The sequence below is a fragment of the Agromyces solani genome, from assembly GCF_058349925.1.
In genome coordinates this window covers 1,334,253-1,348,633 of the sequence record NZ_JBYRER010000001.1, presented here as the reverse complement: position 1 = coordinate 1,348,633, position 14,381 = coordinate 1,334,253, and the positions used below count along the sequence as shown (strand labels likewise).

General features: G+C 72.3%; 13 protein-coding genes. 3 read left to right on the top strand and 10 right to left on the bottom strand.

Annotation, left to right across the window (positions count from 1 at the left end):
* Both AC3RJ7_RS06175 and AC3RJ7_RS06170 read right to left on the bottom strand, forming a co-directional pair.
* Entirely contained in the window at positions 1 to 2,214 is a 2,214-nt protein-coding gene (locus tag AC3RJ7_RS06175) for an ATP-dependent DNA helicase RecG (protein ID WP_491454930.1), read from the bottom strand.
* Positions 2,211 to 3,041 carry a tetratricopeptide repeat protein gene (locus AC3RJ7_RS06170; protein ID WP_491454929.1) on the bottom strand — a complete coding sequence of 277 codons (831 nt, stop codon included), beginning with the start codon at positions 3,039 to 3,041 and terminating at the stop codon, positions 2,211 to 2,213. The genes AC3RJ7_RS06175 and AC3RJ7_RS06170 overlap by 4 nt, the downstream gene beginning before the upstream one ends.
* 67 nt (positions 3,042 to 3,108) lie before the next feature.
* Here AC3RJ7_RS06170 and rsmD point away from each other — a divergent pair, with 67 nt between their 5' ends.
* Positions 3,109 to 3,699 carry a 16S rRNA (guanine(966)-N(2))-methyltransferase RsmD gene (gene rsmD, locus AC3RJ7_RS06165; RefSeq protein WP_491454928.1) on the top strand — a complete coding sequence of 197 codons (591 nt, stop codon included), beginning with the start codon at positions 3,109 to 3,111 and terminating at the stop codon, positions 3,697 to 3,699.
* On the opposite strand, the gene thiL is transcribed toward rsmD, so the two are convergent.
* Positions 3,669 to 4,676, bottom strand: a complete 1,008-nt coding sequence (thiL, locus tag AC3RJ7_RS06160) for a thiamine-phosphate kinase (protein ID WP_491454927.1) — start codon at positions 4,674 to 4,676, stop codon at positions 3,669 to 3,671. The genes rsmD and thiL overlap by 31 nt on opposite strands.
* A 210-nt stretch (positions 4,677 to 4,886) precedes the next feature.
* On the opposite strand from thiL, the gene AC3RJ7_RS06155 reads away from it, so the two are divergent.
* Together AC3RJ7_RS06155 and AC3RJ7_RS06150 are read left to right on the top strand one after the other, a co-directional pair.
* Positions 4,887 to 6,551: a substrate-binding domain-containing protein gene (locus tag AC3RJ7_RS06155; protein WP_491454926.1), complete on the top strand. Its 1,665-nt coding sequence runs from the start codon at positions 4,887 to 4,889 to the stop codon at positions 6,549 to 6,551.
* 156 nt (positions 6,552 to 6,707) lie between these two features.
* Positions 6,708 to 7,235 carry a DUF3515 domain-containing protein gene (locus AC3RJ7_RS06150; RefSeq protein WP_491454925.1) on the top strand — a complete coding sequence of 176 codons (528 nt, stop codon included), beginning with the start codon at positions 6,708 to 6,710 and terminating at the stop codon, positions 7,233 to 7,235.
* Between the two features lie 27 nt (positions 7,236 to 7,262).
* Here the strand turns inward: AC3RJ7_RS06150 and AC3RJ7_RS06145 are convergent, their stop codons facing one another.
* The 7 genes from AC3RJ7_RS06145 to AC3RJ7_RS06115 form a co-directional block, all read right to left on the bottom strand.
* Positions 7,263 to 8,351: a D-alanine--D-alanine ligase family protein gene (locus tag AC3RJ7_RS06145; RefSeq protein WP_491454924.1), complete on the bottom strand. Its 1,089-nt coding sequence runs from the start codon at positions 8,349 to 8,351 to the stop codon at positions 7,263 to 7,265.
* Positions 8,251 to 9,342 carry an NAD(P)H-dependent glycerol-3-phosphate dehydrogenase gene (locus tag AC3RJ7_RS06140; protein WP_491455238.1) on the bottom strand — a complete coding sequence of 364 codons (1,092 nt, stop codon included), beginning with the start codon at positions 9,340 to 9,342 and terminating at the stop codon, positions 8,251 to 8,253. The genes AC3RJ7_RS06145 and AC3RJ7_RS06140 overlap by 101 nt, the downstream gene beginning before the upstream one ends.
* A 31-nt stretch (positions 9,343 to 9,373) precedes the next feature.
* On the bottom strand, positions 9,374 to 10,150 hold the full coding sequence (locus AC3RJ7_RS06135) for a lysophospholipid acyltransferase family protein (RefSeq protein WP_491454923.1): 777 nt from the start codon (positions 10,148 to 10,150) through the stop codon (positions 9,374 to 9,376).
* Between the two features lie 7 nt (positions 10,151 to 10,157).
* Positions 10,158 to 11,528 (bottom strand): UDP-N-acetylglucosamine 1-carboxyvinyltransferase, encoded by a 1,371-nt coding sequence (murA, locus tag AC3RJ7_RS06130; RefSeq protein ID WP_491427200.1) that lies wholly within the window; start codon positions 11,526 to 11,528, stop codon positions 10,158 to 10,160.
* On the bottom strand, positions 11,525 to 12,145 hold the full coding sequence (gene leuD, locus AC3RJ7_RS06125) for a 3-isopropylmalate dehydratase small subunit (RefSeq protein ID WP_491454922.1): 621 nt from the start codon (positions 12,143 to 12,145) through the stop codon (positions 11,525 to 11,527). Before leuD ends, murA begins: the two co-directional genes overlap by 4 nt.
* Entirely contained in the window at positions 12,145 to 13,593 is a 1,449-nt protein-coding gene (gene leuC / locus AC3RJ7_RS06120; protein WP_491454921.1) for a 3-isopropylmalate dehydratase large subunit, read from the bottom strand. The genes leuD and leuC overlap by 1 nt, the downstream gene beginning before the upstream one ends.
* A 204-nt stretch (positions 13,594 to 13,797) precedes the next feature.
* Positions 13,798 to 14,373 carry an FHA domain-containing protein gene (locus AC3RJ7_RS06115; protein WP_491454920.1) on the bottom strand — a complete coding sequence of 192 codons (576 nt, stop codon included), beginning with the start codon at positions 14,371 to 14,373 and terminating at the stop codon, positions 13,798 to 13,800.
* Positions 14,374 to 14,381 lie beyond the last annotated feature (8 nt).

Sequence of the window (14,381 nt, the reverse complement as noted above, 5' to 3'; positions counted from 1 at the left end):
TCAGCCCTTGCTCAGGTAGCCGCTCGCCTCGTCGTCGAGACGCCGCCGCACCGCGGCCGCGAGGGCGTGATGGTCAGCGAGCTGCGGGTCGGCCTCGAGGAGCTGTTCGGCTTCGGCCCTCGCGTCGGCGATCACGTCCCCGTCACGCACGACGCGCAGGAGCTTCAGCGACGACCGACCGCCCGACTGCGAGGCGCCGAGCACGTCGCCCTCGCGGCGCAACTCGAGGTCGACGCGCGCGAGTTCGAACCCGTCGAGCGTTGCCGCGACCGCCTCGACGCGCTGGAGCGCGAGGGAGCCCGGCGGCGCCTGGGTGACGAGCAGGCACAGGCCCGGCACCGCGCCCCGGCCGACCCGGCCGCGCAACTGGTGCAGCTGCGAGACTCCGAACCGGTCGGCGTCGACGACGACCATGACGCTCGCGTTAGGCACGTCGACGCCGACCTCGATGACGGTCGTCGACACGAGCACGTCGAGCTCGCCGGCCGCGAAGGCGCGCATGGTGCGATCCTTCTCGTCGGCGCTCATCCGCCCGTGCAGCGGAGCCACCCGCAGGTCGGCGAAGCGCGGGTTCTCCTCGAGCTCGGCGAGCACCGACGCGACCGACGCGACGGGCCCGGCGGCCTCGGCCCCGCCCTCGACCGGCTCGCCGTCGTCTTCGGCCACGCGCGCCTCGATCGCCGGGCACACCACGAAGCCCTGGCGGCCGAGCGCCACCTCTTCGGCGAGACGCTCCCAGACCCGCGGCCGCCAGGCCGGACGGATCGCGAGCGGGACGACCTGCGAATCGATGCCCGCCCGGCCGGCGGGCAGTTCGGCGATCGTCGACACGTCGAGGTCGCCGAACACGGTCATCGCGACGGTTCGCGGGATCGGCGTCGCGGTGAGCACGAGCACGTGCGGCGGCTCTGCGCCCTTCAGCCGCAGGGCCTCCCGCTGCTCGACGCCGAAGCGGTGCTGCTCGTCGACGACGACGAGTCCGAGGTCGGCGAACGAGACCCGGTCGCCGATGAGCGCATGCGTGCCGACGATGAGCCTGGATTGGCCCGCGGCCGCGCGCAGCAGGGCCCGCTTGCGGTCCGCGGCCGGCAGCTGGCCCGTGATGAGGGTCGGGACGAGCTCGGCGGAGAGCTCGGGGCCCAGCATCTTCACGATCGAGCGCAGGTGCTGCGCGGCGAGCACCTCGGTCGGCGCGAGCAGCGCCGACTGACCGCCCGAGTCGGCGACCGCGAGCATCGCGCGCAGCGCGACGAGCGTCTTGCCGGAGCCGACCTCGCCCTGCACGAGACGGTTCATCGGCACGGGTTCGCCGAGGTCGTGGGAGATCTCGGCGCCGACGGCGACCTGGTCGCCGGTGAGCGAGAACGGGAGCGCCGCATCGAAGCGTTCGAGCAGGCCCCCGGCGGTCGGGCGGCGGGCGAGCGCGTGCGTCGACCGCAGGGCGGCACGCCGCTGGAGCAGCGCGGTCTGCAGCACGAACGCCTCGGTGAACCGGAGCGTGCGGCGCGCCGCCTTCCACTCCGCTTCGAGCTCGGGCCGGTGCACGCGCTCGAGCGCGTCGCGGTGACCGAGGAGCCCCCGGCCCGACCGGACCGACGCGGGCAGCGGATCGTCGACCGCACCGAGTCCGTCGAGGAGGAGACCGATCGACTTCGCGATCTGCCAGCTCGCGAGCGTCGACGTCGCGGGATAGATGGGGATCGGCGACTCGGCCCAGCGCTTGGCCGCCGCGTCGCCGACGTCGACCGGTGAGAGGTCGTCGAACAGCTCGTAGTCGGGGTGGGCGAGCTGCCGATTGCCCTTGTAGTCGCCGACCTTCCCGGCGAATATGCCCCGGCGCCCGGGACGCAGGTCGTTCTCGCGCCAGCGCTGGTTGAAGAACGTGAGGGTCAGGACGCCGGTGCCGTCCGAGATCTTCGCCTCGACGATCGAGCCCCGCCGCTGGCGCATCTCGCGAACGCGGACCTCGAGGACCTCGGCCACGATCGTGACGTTCTCGTCGAGCGGGAGCGAGGCGAGCGCGGTGAGCTCGCCGCGCAGCGCGTACCGCCGGGGATAGTGCGCGAGCATCTCGCCGACGGTCGCGTAGCCGAAGGCCCGTTCGACCGCCTGCGCGGTGCGCCCGCCGAGCACGCCGGAGAGCCTCGAGTCGAGGGTGAGGGTTCCGGGCGCGGCCGGTGCCGCGCCGTCGGTCTCCGCTGGTCGGGCCGTCATGCCTCGATCGTAGGCTCCGCCTGCGTCAACGCCGCCAGCTCGGCCTCGACGTAGGGATCGTCGGGCCGCTCGGCGGCGAGCGCGCGCTGCAGTTCGAGCGCCTCGTCGGTGCGGCCGAGGCTGCGCAGGCAGCGCGCGACCGACCATCGCGTCACGTGCCGCTGCTCGGCCGTGCCGTACGCGTCGGCAGCCTCGACGGCCTGCTCGAACTGCATCAGCGCACCGGTCAGCCGGCCCGAGTCGTGCAGCGTCCAGCCGAGGTTGTTGTGGAGGGCGACGCCCCAGCGCAGGACGCGCGGGTCGCGCGAACCGTCGAGCACGTCGAAGCCCTCGGTGGCCCACTCCTCCTCGTGGCCGGCGTCGTTCAGCGCGAGCATGTGCAGCGCGTCGAGCACGAGGAACGGCGAGCCGGCGATGGCCGCCTCGCGCACGCCGCGGGTCAGCTCGGGCACGGCGTCGGCCGGGCGGTGGTCGGATGCCGCGAGCCGGCCCCGCTCGATCGCCACCCTCGCTCGCACCTCCGCGGCGTACGCCGCCGGCTCGCCCTCCACGGGCTCGAGCGCCGCGACCTCGTCGAGCGCGGCGAGCGCCTCGTCGCCGCGGCCGAGGATGCCGAGTGCGCGGGCCAGCTGGGTCGTCATGACCGCCCGCGTGTGCGTCGAGTTCGACTCGTCGGCCGCCGCGGCGCGGAAGCGCTCGGCGCTCGCCTCGGGATCGGAGAAGTCCCAGAGGCGGTCGATGAGCTGCTGCTCGCCCTCTCGGTGTCGGGACGGCTCCGCGGGCACGCGGTCGGTCGAGCCGGTCTCTTCATCAATCGGGGCAGGCACGCTTCCATCATGGCAGTGCCGGGCCGTCATGGCAGTGCCGGGCCGCCGCCGATATGCTGCCGGGAGCATGACCCGCATCATCTCCGGCTCCGCCGGCTCGCTGACCCTCCGGGTGCCCCGCACGGGCACCCGTCCGACGAGCGACCGCGTCCGGGAGGCGATCTTCTCCGCGCTCGAGTCGCGCGACGCGATCGACGGCGCGAACGTGCTGGACCTGTACGCCGGCTCGGGCGCGCTCGGCCTCGAGTCCGCGAGCCGGGGCGCCGCCGAGGTCGTGCTCGTCGAGCGCGCCGCCGCGGCGGCGGAGGTGTGCCGGCGCAACGCCGACGCGGTTCGCCGAGCCGCGCGGGGCGCTGGAGCCCGGGTCAGGGTCGTGCAGCGCGCCGTCGCCGCGTACCTCGAGGGTGCGACGGGCGGCTTCGACCTCGTGTTCATCGATCCCCCGTACGACCTCGGCGAGGCCGCCCTCGCGCGGGACCTCGAACTGCTCGCGCCGCTGCTCGCCCCCGACGCCGTCGTCGTCGTCGAGCGCAGCAGCCGCTCCCCCGAGCCGATCTGGCCGTCGGGCATCGAGTCCTCGCGGCGGCGCGACTACGGCGAGACGACCCTGTGGTGGGCGGACGCGGTTCAGCCCGTCGCGCCGTCCCAGCCCGAATAGGGGTCCCAGCCGTCGGCGTCGACCGCGCCGCCGTCGAGGAGGATCGCGCCCGGCGCCTCGACGACCCGTCCGATCGCCTCGAACGGCTCGGGCAGCGCGACTCCAGGCGGGAACGTCGCGAGCAGGCCGTGGTCCTCCGCGCCGGCGAGGGCCAGTCGCACGTCGGGGCCGAGCGCGGCCCGGTCGAAGTCGAGCCCCACCCCGCTCGCCTCGGCGAGGCGGCGGGCGTCGCGGGCCAGGCCGTCGGAGACGTCGAGCATCGCCGTCGCGCCGGCGATCGCCGCCGCCCGACCGGCGCCGACCGGCGGGCTCGGTGCCAGCTGGGCCGACAACGCGCCGGGATGCCTCGCCCGCAGCAGCGCCGTGCGCTCCGGGTCGGGCCGGCCCGAGTCGTCCACCCCCTCGGCGAAGAGGAGCGCGAGGCCGCGCGCCGCGTCACCGCGTGCCCCGGCGTGCGCGACGACGTCGCCCACCCTCGCGCCGGACCGCGTGATCGGCGCGCGGCCCTCGAGGTCGCCGAACGCGGTCACCGAGATCGTCAGCACCGACGACGCCGACAGGTCTCCGCCGACCACGCCGCACCCGGGGGCGAGGGCGGCGAGGCCCTCGCGCAGCCCGTCGGCGATGCCCTCGAGCACACTCACCGGGAGGTCGTTCGGTGCGGCGATCGCGACGACGAGCGCGGTCGGCCGCGCGCCCATCGCCGCGACATCCGTGAGGTTGGTCGCCGCCGCCTTCCAGCCGAGCTCGTACGGGTCGGACCACGCGAGCCGGAAGTCGGGACCGTGCACCATGAGGTCGCACGTGACGACGAACCGCCCGTCCGCCGCGGCGACGACCGCGGCGTCGTCGCCCGCGCCGAGGAGCTCCGACTCGCCGCCGTCGAGTCGCGGGAGGATCCTCGCGAGCACGGCCTGCTCGCCGAGTTCGCCGATCGGACGGTCGTCGTGCGTCGCGGGCGCGGTCGTGTCGGGCATCCGTCCAGCGTAACGAGCACCGAGCGCCGGAATGGTGTGTAATGGTTCCTTACGAACTCAGGGTCGAGCACGTGCTCTGCGGTTCGGCACGAGACCCGAACGCGGCGGATCCCCCGTCCGCCGCCCTGCAATGGAGCATGCGTGAGCCGTCGGAGCGAAAGAGCAGAACGCACGGCGAGCCGCCGCCGTCGCCGCCGGGCGATCATCGCCGTGACCGCCGCCGCGACCGTCGTCGCGGTCATCGGCGGCGCCGGCGTCGCCTGGGCCGACGGCCGGTTCGACCGGTGGCTGAACCCTGAGACCCCCTGCACGGAGCCGGTCGAGCTGACGGTCGTGGCCGACCCCGCCGTCGCGCCGACCGTGGAGGCGATCGCCGCCGACCACGACGCCTCCCGGGACTCGTGCTCGAGCACCGAGGTCGTCGCGCAGGCGTCGGCCGACACGGCCGCGATGCTCGCCTCGGGAAATGCCCCCGACGTCGACGCATGGATCCCCGACTCGCCCGTCTGGCTCGTGCGCATGTCGAGCACCGCGAGATCGCTCGGCCGCCCGGTGCCGAACCTCGCGCTCGAACGCTCCCTCGCCTCGAGCCCGGTCGTCTTCGCCGCGCCGGCCGACCGTGCCGCGGCCGTCGGCGACGAGGGACTCAGCTGGAACGCCCTCCTCAACGACGGGTTCACCGCGCTCCTGCCCGACCCCGAGGCATCCTCGGCCGGCCTCAGCGCACTGCAGGCGATGGAGCGACGGGTCGACATCGGCTCGCCCCGCCAGTTCCAGCAGGCGATGATCGAGCTCAACGACACGATGCTGCCGTCGGCCGACGATGCGTTCGCCGCCCTCGACGCGAGCCCCGACGGCACGGTCGCCGTCGCGAGCGAGCAGGACATCGCCCGGCACAATCGCGAGAGCGGCTCGACGCCCCTCGTCGCCCTCTACCCGACCGACGGCACCCTCGCGCTCAACTACCCGTTCCTGCGCGTGCTCGACGAATCGGAGCTCGCGAAGAACCTGCCCGCGGCGGGCGAAGCGGCCGACGAGGGTCCCGAAGCGCGCGCCCGTGCGCGGCACGCACGGGAACTCGACGCTCTGAAGCTCGCGCTCTGGTCGGCGAAGGGCGCGTTCGCGGCAGACGGATTCCGCGACGGCACCGGCTCGGGAGAGCTCGAACAGGAGGGGGTGCTCGTCGACGCCGTGCCCGTCGCCTCCGCCGCGGCGGGGGCGCAGGTCGCGATCCTCCGCACCTGGGGCGTGCTGAGCCTGCGGTCCCGCATCCTCGGCGTCATCGACGTCTCCGGATCCATGGAGGAACCGACCGTCACCGGGCTCCGCCGCATCGACCTCCTCACCCAGGCCGCCTCGAAGACGCTCTCCCAGTTCTCGGGCGACGTCGACCTGGGCCTCTGGATCTTCTCGACCGCACGCGCCGGCGACCGCGACTGGGAGGCGCTGGCCCCTGTCGAGAGCCTCGGCGACGACGCCCAGCGGGCGCGCATCGACTCCGCGATCGCCTCGCTCCCCGGCCGGCTCGGGGGTGCGACGGGGCTCTACGACACGGTGCTCGCCGCCGTCGCGCAGGTGCGCACCACGTACGACGCCGACCGCGTGAACTCGGTCCTGCTGCTCACCGACGGGCGGAACGAGGACGAGAACGGCATCTCGCTCGACACGCTCCTCGAGAAGCTCGGGCGGCTCGACGATCCCTCCCAGCCCGTACCCGTCGTCCTGGTCGGCATCGGTCCCGACACCGACGTGACGGCGATGCGCGCGATCGCGAAGGCCACCGGCGGCGCGGCGTACACCGCGGCGAAGCCGCAGGACCTGAGCTCGGTGCTCACCGACGCGCTGTCGCAGCGCGCGTGCCGCCCGAACTGCTGAAACGCGGATGACTCCGGCTGGGCCGGCCGTCGGGTGTCGCCGTTCCCACCCGGCGATGCCGTTCGATCGGCGACGCTCGGCACGAACGGCGACATTCGACGCGAGCCGTTGCCGCGCGCAGCGGGCGCTCGGGATCGGACGGCTACCCTGAGAGGGATGTCTCACCCGATCGCGCGCGCCCGGCGCGCCCGCCTCGCCCTCGCCGCCGCCTGCACCGCCGGGCTCGCGCTCGCCCTCACGGGCTGCAGCCAGCCGGTGCCCATCGACCCCGCAGTCGACGCGAGTTCGCCCGACTGCGCGGCGGTGATCGTGCGGCTGCCCGACGCGCTCGCGAAGGACACCGGTGAGGAGCAGGCCGAGCGCGAGACCAACGCGCAGGGCACGGGCGCCTGGGGCTCCCCCGCCTCGGTCCTGCTGCGCTGCGGCGTGCCGACGCCCGGCCCGACGACCGACCGCTGCGTCACCGTGAACGGCGTCGATTGGATCATCGACGAGACGGACGCACCGAACTTCCGGTTCACGACCTACGGGCGCACCCCGGCCGTCGAGGTGCTCGTCGACAACGACGTGGTCTCGGGGACCACCGCGATCACCGAATTGTCGTCGGCGGTCTCGGTGATCCCGGCCGAGGCCGCCTGCACGACCGTCGACGACGCGACCGCCGAGCCCGGCGCGGACGGCTGACCCGGCCGGCGGTCGCGGACGGCGGCCCTACCGGGCTCCGGTCGCGTACCCGACCTCGATGAGCTCGGTGATGAGCTCTGGATAGCTGAGCCCCGAGTTCAACCAGCAGGTCGGGAACATCGAGATCGGCGTGAACCCCGGCATCGTGTTGATCTCGTTCACGACGAACCCCTCGCCCGTGAGGAACACGTCGACGCGGGCGAGGCCCTCGCCGCCGATCGCCTCGAAGGCGCGGCGGGCGACGCGCTGCAGCTCGAACAGCTCGCCGTCGCCGAGGTCGGCAGGGCAGACGAGCTCGACGCCGGGCGCGTCGAGGTACTTCGCCTCGAAGTCGTAGAACTCGCGCCCGGTCATCACGATCTCGCCGGCGACGCTCACCTGCGGCGTGCCGTCGCGCCCCTCGAGCACGGCGCACTCGATCTCGCGGCCGACGACGGCCGACTCCACGAGCACCGTGCCGTCCTCGGCGAACGCCGTGTCGAGGGCGTCGTGGAGCTTCGCCCAGTCGTCGACCTTCGTGACCCCGACCGACGAGCCCGCGCGCGCCGGCTTCACGAACACGGGCAGGCCGAGACTGTGCACGCGTCGGTGCCACAGCTCGGGGTCGTGATCGATCCCCGCGCGGGTCACGGTGACCCACGGCGCGACCGGGATGCCGGCGCCCTCGAGCACCGTCTTCGTGAAGTGCTTGTCCATGCCGAGCGACGACGCGAGCACGCCGTTGCCGACGTACGGCAGGCCGACGAGCTCGAGGAGCCCCTGGACGGTTCCGTCCTCGCCGAATCGGCCGTGCAGGATGGGGAAGACGACGTCGACGTCGCCGAGCGAGCGCGTGCCCGAGTCATCCGTCACCGTGAGCTCGCGGGAGACCGCCGAAGTGGGCCAGGAGACCCGCGTGCCGTTGTCGACGACCTCGGGCAGGTGCGCGGGGTCGAGCGCGAAACGCGCCGGATCGTCGGCCTCGAGCACGTAGGCTCCGTCGCGCGTGATCCCGACGGGGATCACGTCGAAGCGACTACGGTCGATCGCCCCCAGCACCCCGCCCGCCGTGGCGCAGCTGATCGAATGCTCGCTTGAGCGCCCGCCGAACAGCAGAACCACCGTGAGCTTGTCCATCTTTCGTCCTTTCGCCCTGCGGCTCGTCGTCGGTCGTGAGGTGCGGGGCGATGTCCTTCGGGTCGAGCGTGCCCGCGAGGACCTGCCGGACCTGCTCGACGATGGGCATCTCGACACCCTTCGCCCGCGCGAGTTCGAGGATCGGCCCGACCGAGGCGAGGCCCTCGGTCGTCTGCTGCATCTGGTTCACCACGTCGTTGAGGTGATACCCCTGGCCGAGCAGGCGACCGGCGGTGTTGTTGCGCGACAGCGGCGACTGGCTCGTCGCGATGAGGTCGCCGAGCCCCGCGAGACCCGACAGCGTCTCGGGGTGCGCGCCGAAGGCGACGGCGAAGTCGGTCATCTCGACGAGCCCGCGCGTGATGATCGACGCCTTCGTGTTCTCGCCGTAGCCCGCACCGTCGACGATGCCGATGGCGACCGCGATGAGGTTCTTCAGCACGCCGCCGAACTCGGTGCCGATGACGTCGGTGTTGACGAACGAGTGGAAGTAGCGGTTGCGCGCGACCGAGGCGATGGCCTGCGCCGTCTCGAGGCTCGTCGAGGACACGACCGCGGCCGTCGGCTGCTCCTTCGCGATCTCGAGCGCGAGGTTGGGGCCCGAGATCACCGCGATCTGCGATTCGTCGATCGGGAGCACGTCGGCGATGACCTCGCTCATGCGCAGGCCGGTCGACTTCTCGACGCCCTTCATGAGCGAGACGACCTTGGCCTCGGCGTGCAGGTGCGGCTGGATCGCCTTCAGGTTCTCGCGGAGCGACTGGCTCGGCACGGACACGAACACCTGCTCGGCCCCCGCGAGGGCGAGGTCGAGCCGGCTGGTCGCGCGGAGGTTCAGCGGCAGGTTGATGCCCGGGAGGTAGTCGCTGTTGCGCTTGGCCTCCTGGATCTCGCGCGCCATCTCGGGCCGCCGGGCCCACAGGACCACGTCGGCTCCGCCGTCGGCGAGGATCTTCGCGAACGTCGTGCCCCAGCTGCCGGCGCCGAGCACGGCGACGCGAGTGCCGTGGGGCGGCTTCTGCCTAGTCTTCAAGGCGCCCCGTCTCCTTCTGGCCGTGTGCAGCCGGGTTCCACCGCTCGTCGGGCGCGGGCTCGCCGCGCACCTCGGCGAGGAGGCCGGCGATCGCATCCATGAGCTCTCCGGTGGCCTTGAGGAGCATCGCCTGGTCGAGCGGCTTATCGCGGTACTCGCTGAGGTCGAACGGCTCGCCGATGATCACGTCGATCGTCTTGCGCGGGAACAGGCTGAGCTTCTTCCCGTAGCGCGGCAGCACGGCCTGGGTGCCCCAGTGGGCCGCCGGAACGATCGGGATGCCGCGCTCGAGGGCGATGCGCACGGCGCCCGTCTTGCCGCGCATCGGCCAGAGGTCGGGGTCGCGGGTCAGCGAGCCCTCGGGGTAGACGATGACCATCCGCCCCTTCTCGACGAGCTCCTCGGCGGCACGAAGGGCCTGGTGACCGTTGCTTCCCGTGCGCTCGACGGGGATCTGGCCCGACGTGCGGAGGAACCAGCCGAGCACGGGGTTCTTGAAGAGCGACGCCTTCGCGAGGAATCGCGGCGCGCGGCCGAGCTTCCAGCTGGCGGCGCCCATCACGACGGGATCGATCTCGCTGTAGTGGTTCGGCGCGAGCACGAAGGCGCCCGACTGGGGCATGCGCTCGGGGTGGTGGAACCGGTACCGGATCGCCAGGTTCAGGAGCGGCAGGATGAGTACGGCGAGCACCCAGAAGAACGACGGTCGGCGCTTCTCAGACCGGGGCTTGGCAGGGTGGTTCGCCGAGGAGGTGTCGTGTGGCACTCCCCTATTATCCTTCGAGTTCGAAATCCGCCCCGAGCAGCTCGAGCTTCGTGATGAAGTCCTCGTAGCCGCGGGCGATGATGCCGACGTTCGAGACCGTCGAACGGCCCTCGGCCGTGAGCGCCGCGATGAGGTGGCTGAAGCCGCCCCGCAGGTCGGGCACCTCGATGTCGGCGCCCGTGAGGGTCGCGGGACCCGAGATCACCGCGGAGTGCTTGAAGTTGCGCTGGCCGAAGCGGCAGGGCCGCCCACCGAGGCACTCTTTGTGCACCTCGATCGACGCGCCCATCTCGACGAGCGCGTCGACGAAGCCGAACCGCTGCTCGTACACCGTCTCGTGCACGATCGACACGCCCTTCGCCTTCGCGAGGGCGACGACGAGGGGCTGCTGCCAGTCGGTCATGAACCCGGGGTGCACGTCGGTCTCGATGATGACGGGCTTGAGCTCTCCACCGGGGTGGTAGAACCGGATGCCCTCCTCCTCGATCTCGAACGCGCCGCCGACCTTGCGGAAGACGTTGAGGAACGTGAGCATCTCGGCCTGGCGGGCGCCGCCGACGAAGATGTCGCCGTCGGTCGCGAGTGCCGCGGCGGCCCAGCTGGCCGCCTCGTTGCGGTCGAAGAGTGCCCGGTGCGTGTAGCCGTCGAGCTTGTCGACCCCCTCGATGCGGATGACGCGGTCGGTGTCGACCGTGATGATCGCGCCCATCTTCTGGAGGATGTTGATGAGATCCATGATCTCGGGCTCGATCGCGGCGCCGGACAGCTCGGTGATGCCGTCGGCGAGCACCGCGGTCAGCAGCACCTGCTCGGTCGCGCCGACGCTCGGGTACGGCAGCGACACCTTGGCGCCGTGCAGGCCCGCGGGCGCCGACATGCGGATGCCGCTCGGCAGCTTCTCGACGATGGCGCCGAAGTTGCGCAGCACCTCGAGGTGGTAGTCGATCGGGCGGTCGCCGATGCGGCAGCCGCCGAGGTCGGGGATGAACGCCTCGCCGAGCCGGTGCAGAAGCGGCCCGCAGAACAGGATCGGGATGCGGCTCGAACCGGCGTGCGCGTCGATGTCGGCCATGTGCGCGGTCGCGACACCCGACGGGTCGAGGATGAGCTCGCCCTCCTCGATGCCGTGGGTGACGCTCACGCCGTGCACCTCGAGCAGGCCGCGCACGATGCGCACGTCGCTGATGTTCGGCACGTTCTTCAACACGCTCGGGGTGTCACCGAGGATCGCCGCGACCATCGCCTTGGTGACGAGGTTCTTGGCGCCCTTCAGTTCGATCCTGCCGCGAAGCGGCTTGCCGCCGTTGATCGTGATCTTGTCGACGTTCAACCCGACTGCCGTTCCATGGTTCTTGGCATCCTGCCCGAGTGTGTTCACAGACTCCCTGATTCCGCCGGCTCCCTGATGGGGAGCGTCTTGGGGCGCCACGCCGCCCGATGTGTCTCGAACTCGGCGATGGCGTCTTCGTCCCGGAGGGTGAGGCCGATGTCGTCCAGGCCCTCCAGAAGCCTCCACCGAGTGTAGTCGTCGATGTCGAACGGCACGGTGAGCGATCCTGCGCTCACCGTTCGTGCAACCAGATCGACCGTGACGGCTATTCCCGGATCGGCCTCGACGACCTCCCAGAGGCGCTCGACGTCCTCGTAGGCGACCTGGGCGGCCAGCAGGCCCTGCTTGCCCGAGTTGCCGCGGAAGATGTCGCCGAAGCGAGACGAGATGACGACGTCGAAGCCGTAGTCGCGCAGCGCCCAGACGGCGTGCTCGCGGCTCGAGCCGGTGCCGAAGTCGGGTCCGGCGATGAGCACCTTCGCCCCCTGGTACGCGGGCTGGTTGAGGATGAACTCGGGGTCCTGGCGCCACGCGTGGAAGAGGGCGTCGTCGAAGCCGGTCTTCGTGACCCGCTTCAGGAACACCGCCGGGATGATCTGGTCGGTGTCCACGTTGGACCGGCGCAGCGGGACGGCGACGCCCGTGACGGTGGTGAGCTTCTGCATCAGCGGGCCTCTCCTTCGGTCTGCAGATCCCAGGGGCTCGACAGCGTGCCCCGGATGGCGGTCGCGGCGGCGACGAGCGGCGACACGAGGTGCGTACGCCCGCCCTTGCCCTGACGACCCTCGAAATTGCGGTTCGACGTCGAGGCGCAGCGCTCGCCCGGGGCGAGCTGGTCGGGGTTCATGCCGAGGCACATCGAGCAGCCCGCGAAGCGCCACTCCGCGCCGAATGCCTCGAACACCTTGTCGAGACCCTCGGCCTCGGCCTCGAGCCGAACGCGGGCCGAGCCCGGCACGACCATGACGCGCACGCCGTCGGCCTTCTGCTTGCCCTCGATGATCGACGCGAACGCCCGGAGGTCCTCGATGCGGCTGTTCGTGCACGACCCCATGAAGACGGCGTCGACCCGGATGTCCTTGAGCGGTGTGCCGGGCTCGAGGTCCATGTACTCGAGCGCGCGCTCAGCGGCGGCGCGCTCGTGCTGGTCGTCGAACGAGGCCGGGTCGGGCACCGACTCGGAGAGGGACACGCCCTGGCCGGGGTTGGTGCCCCAGGTCACGAACGGCTCGAGCGCGTCGGCGTCGATGAAGACCTCGGCGTCGAACTCGGCGCCCTCGTCGGTGGGCAGCGTCTTCCAGTACTCGACGGCGGCGTCCCAGTCGGCCCCCTCGGGAGCGTGCGCACGCCCCTTCAGGTAGGCGAACGTCGTCTCGTCGGGGGCGACCATGCCGGCGCGGGCGCCGGCCTCGATCGACATGTTGCAGATCGTCATGCGGCCGTCCATCGAGAGCGACCGGATCGCCGACCCGCGGTACTCGAGCACGTACCCCTGCCCGCCGCCGGTGCCGATCTTGGCGATGACGGCGAGGATGATGTCCTTCGCGGTCACCCCGGGGCGCAGGGTTCCCTCGACGTTGATCGCCATGGTCTTGAACGGCTTCAACGGCAGGGTCTGCGTCGCGAGCACGTGCTCGACCTCGCTCGTGCCGATGCCGAACGCCATCGCGCCGAAGGCGCCGTGGGTCGAGGTGTGCGAGTCGCCGCAGACGACGGTGATGCCGGGCATGGTCAGGCCGAGCTGCGGCCCGACGACGTGCACGATGCCCTGCTCCTTGTCGCCGAGCGAGTGCAGCCGGATGCCGAACTCCTTCGCGTTCCTGCGGAGGGTCTCGATCTGCGTGCGGCTCGTCGGGTCGGCGATCGGCCGGTCGATCTCGAGCGTCGGGGTGTTGTGGTCCTCGGTCGCGATCGTGAGGTCGGGGCGGCGAACCGGCCGCCCCGCCATCCGCAGGCCGTCGAAGGCCTGGGGGCTCGTGACCTCGTGCACGAGGTGCAGGTCGATGTAGATCAGGTCGGGGGTGCCGTCTTCGCCCTGCTTGACGAGGTGGTCCGTCCAGACCTTCTCGGCCAGCGTGCGGGGACGTGCGACAGCGTCGTGCGCAGCGTTCATTTCGTTCGTCTTCCTTCGAGGATCGGTTTCGGCCGACGACGGACTCCGCGACGGGGACGGCCTCAGTTCGAAGCCCCGTCGCGGCGACGAAGGAGAAGTCGTGGCGCGCGCATGCCCATCAGGCTAACACCTCGCCGACCACGCGCCGGCCTCGAGCGGACGTGTGGAGGTCATCGGGCGTCACGGCGAGACGTCCGGCGGCCGTCAGCGGGTCGCGCCGTCGACGCGCAGGCCGAATTCCCCGAGGTAGAGCGCCGCGCCGAGCGCGACCACGACCGGCTCCCCCGGGACGAGCTCGCGCATCGGCCCACCGGGCGGCTCCACGCGCACGCCGTTCGTCGATCGCAGGTCGGTCACCCGCAATCCGTCGGCCACGGGTTCGACGAGGGCGTGGGTCTTCGAGACCGTGCGTGCAGGATCGTCGACCGCGATCGTGCGGGCCCCGGGCACCGCGCCCGGCTGCGGGTCGCGTCCCAGCACGGCCGGCCCGTCGACGACGGCCTCGAAACCGGATGCCGCGACGAGACGCCGGACCGGAACCGCCGTCGCCGGCGCGGGCGACTCGACGGTGACCGCCCCCGCGCTCGACGGCTGCGCGGGCACGGCGCCGCGGACGGGCGGGGACGGCAGCGGCACGCCGGGTGCGCCGATGGCCGGTCCCCCGGGCGCGAACGACGGCAGGGTGCGCGGCACGGCGCGCACCGTGCGATCGGGCGCGCTCGGCTGCGGCGCCTGGGGCACGAGCCCCGGCGGCGGCACGATGAAGTCGGACTCGCCCACCCGCCAAG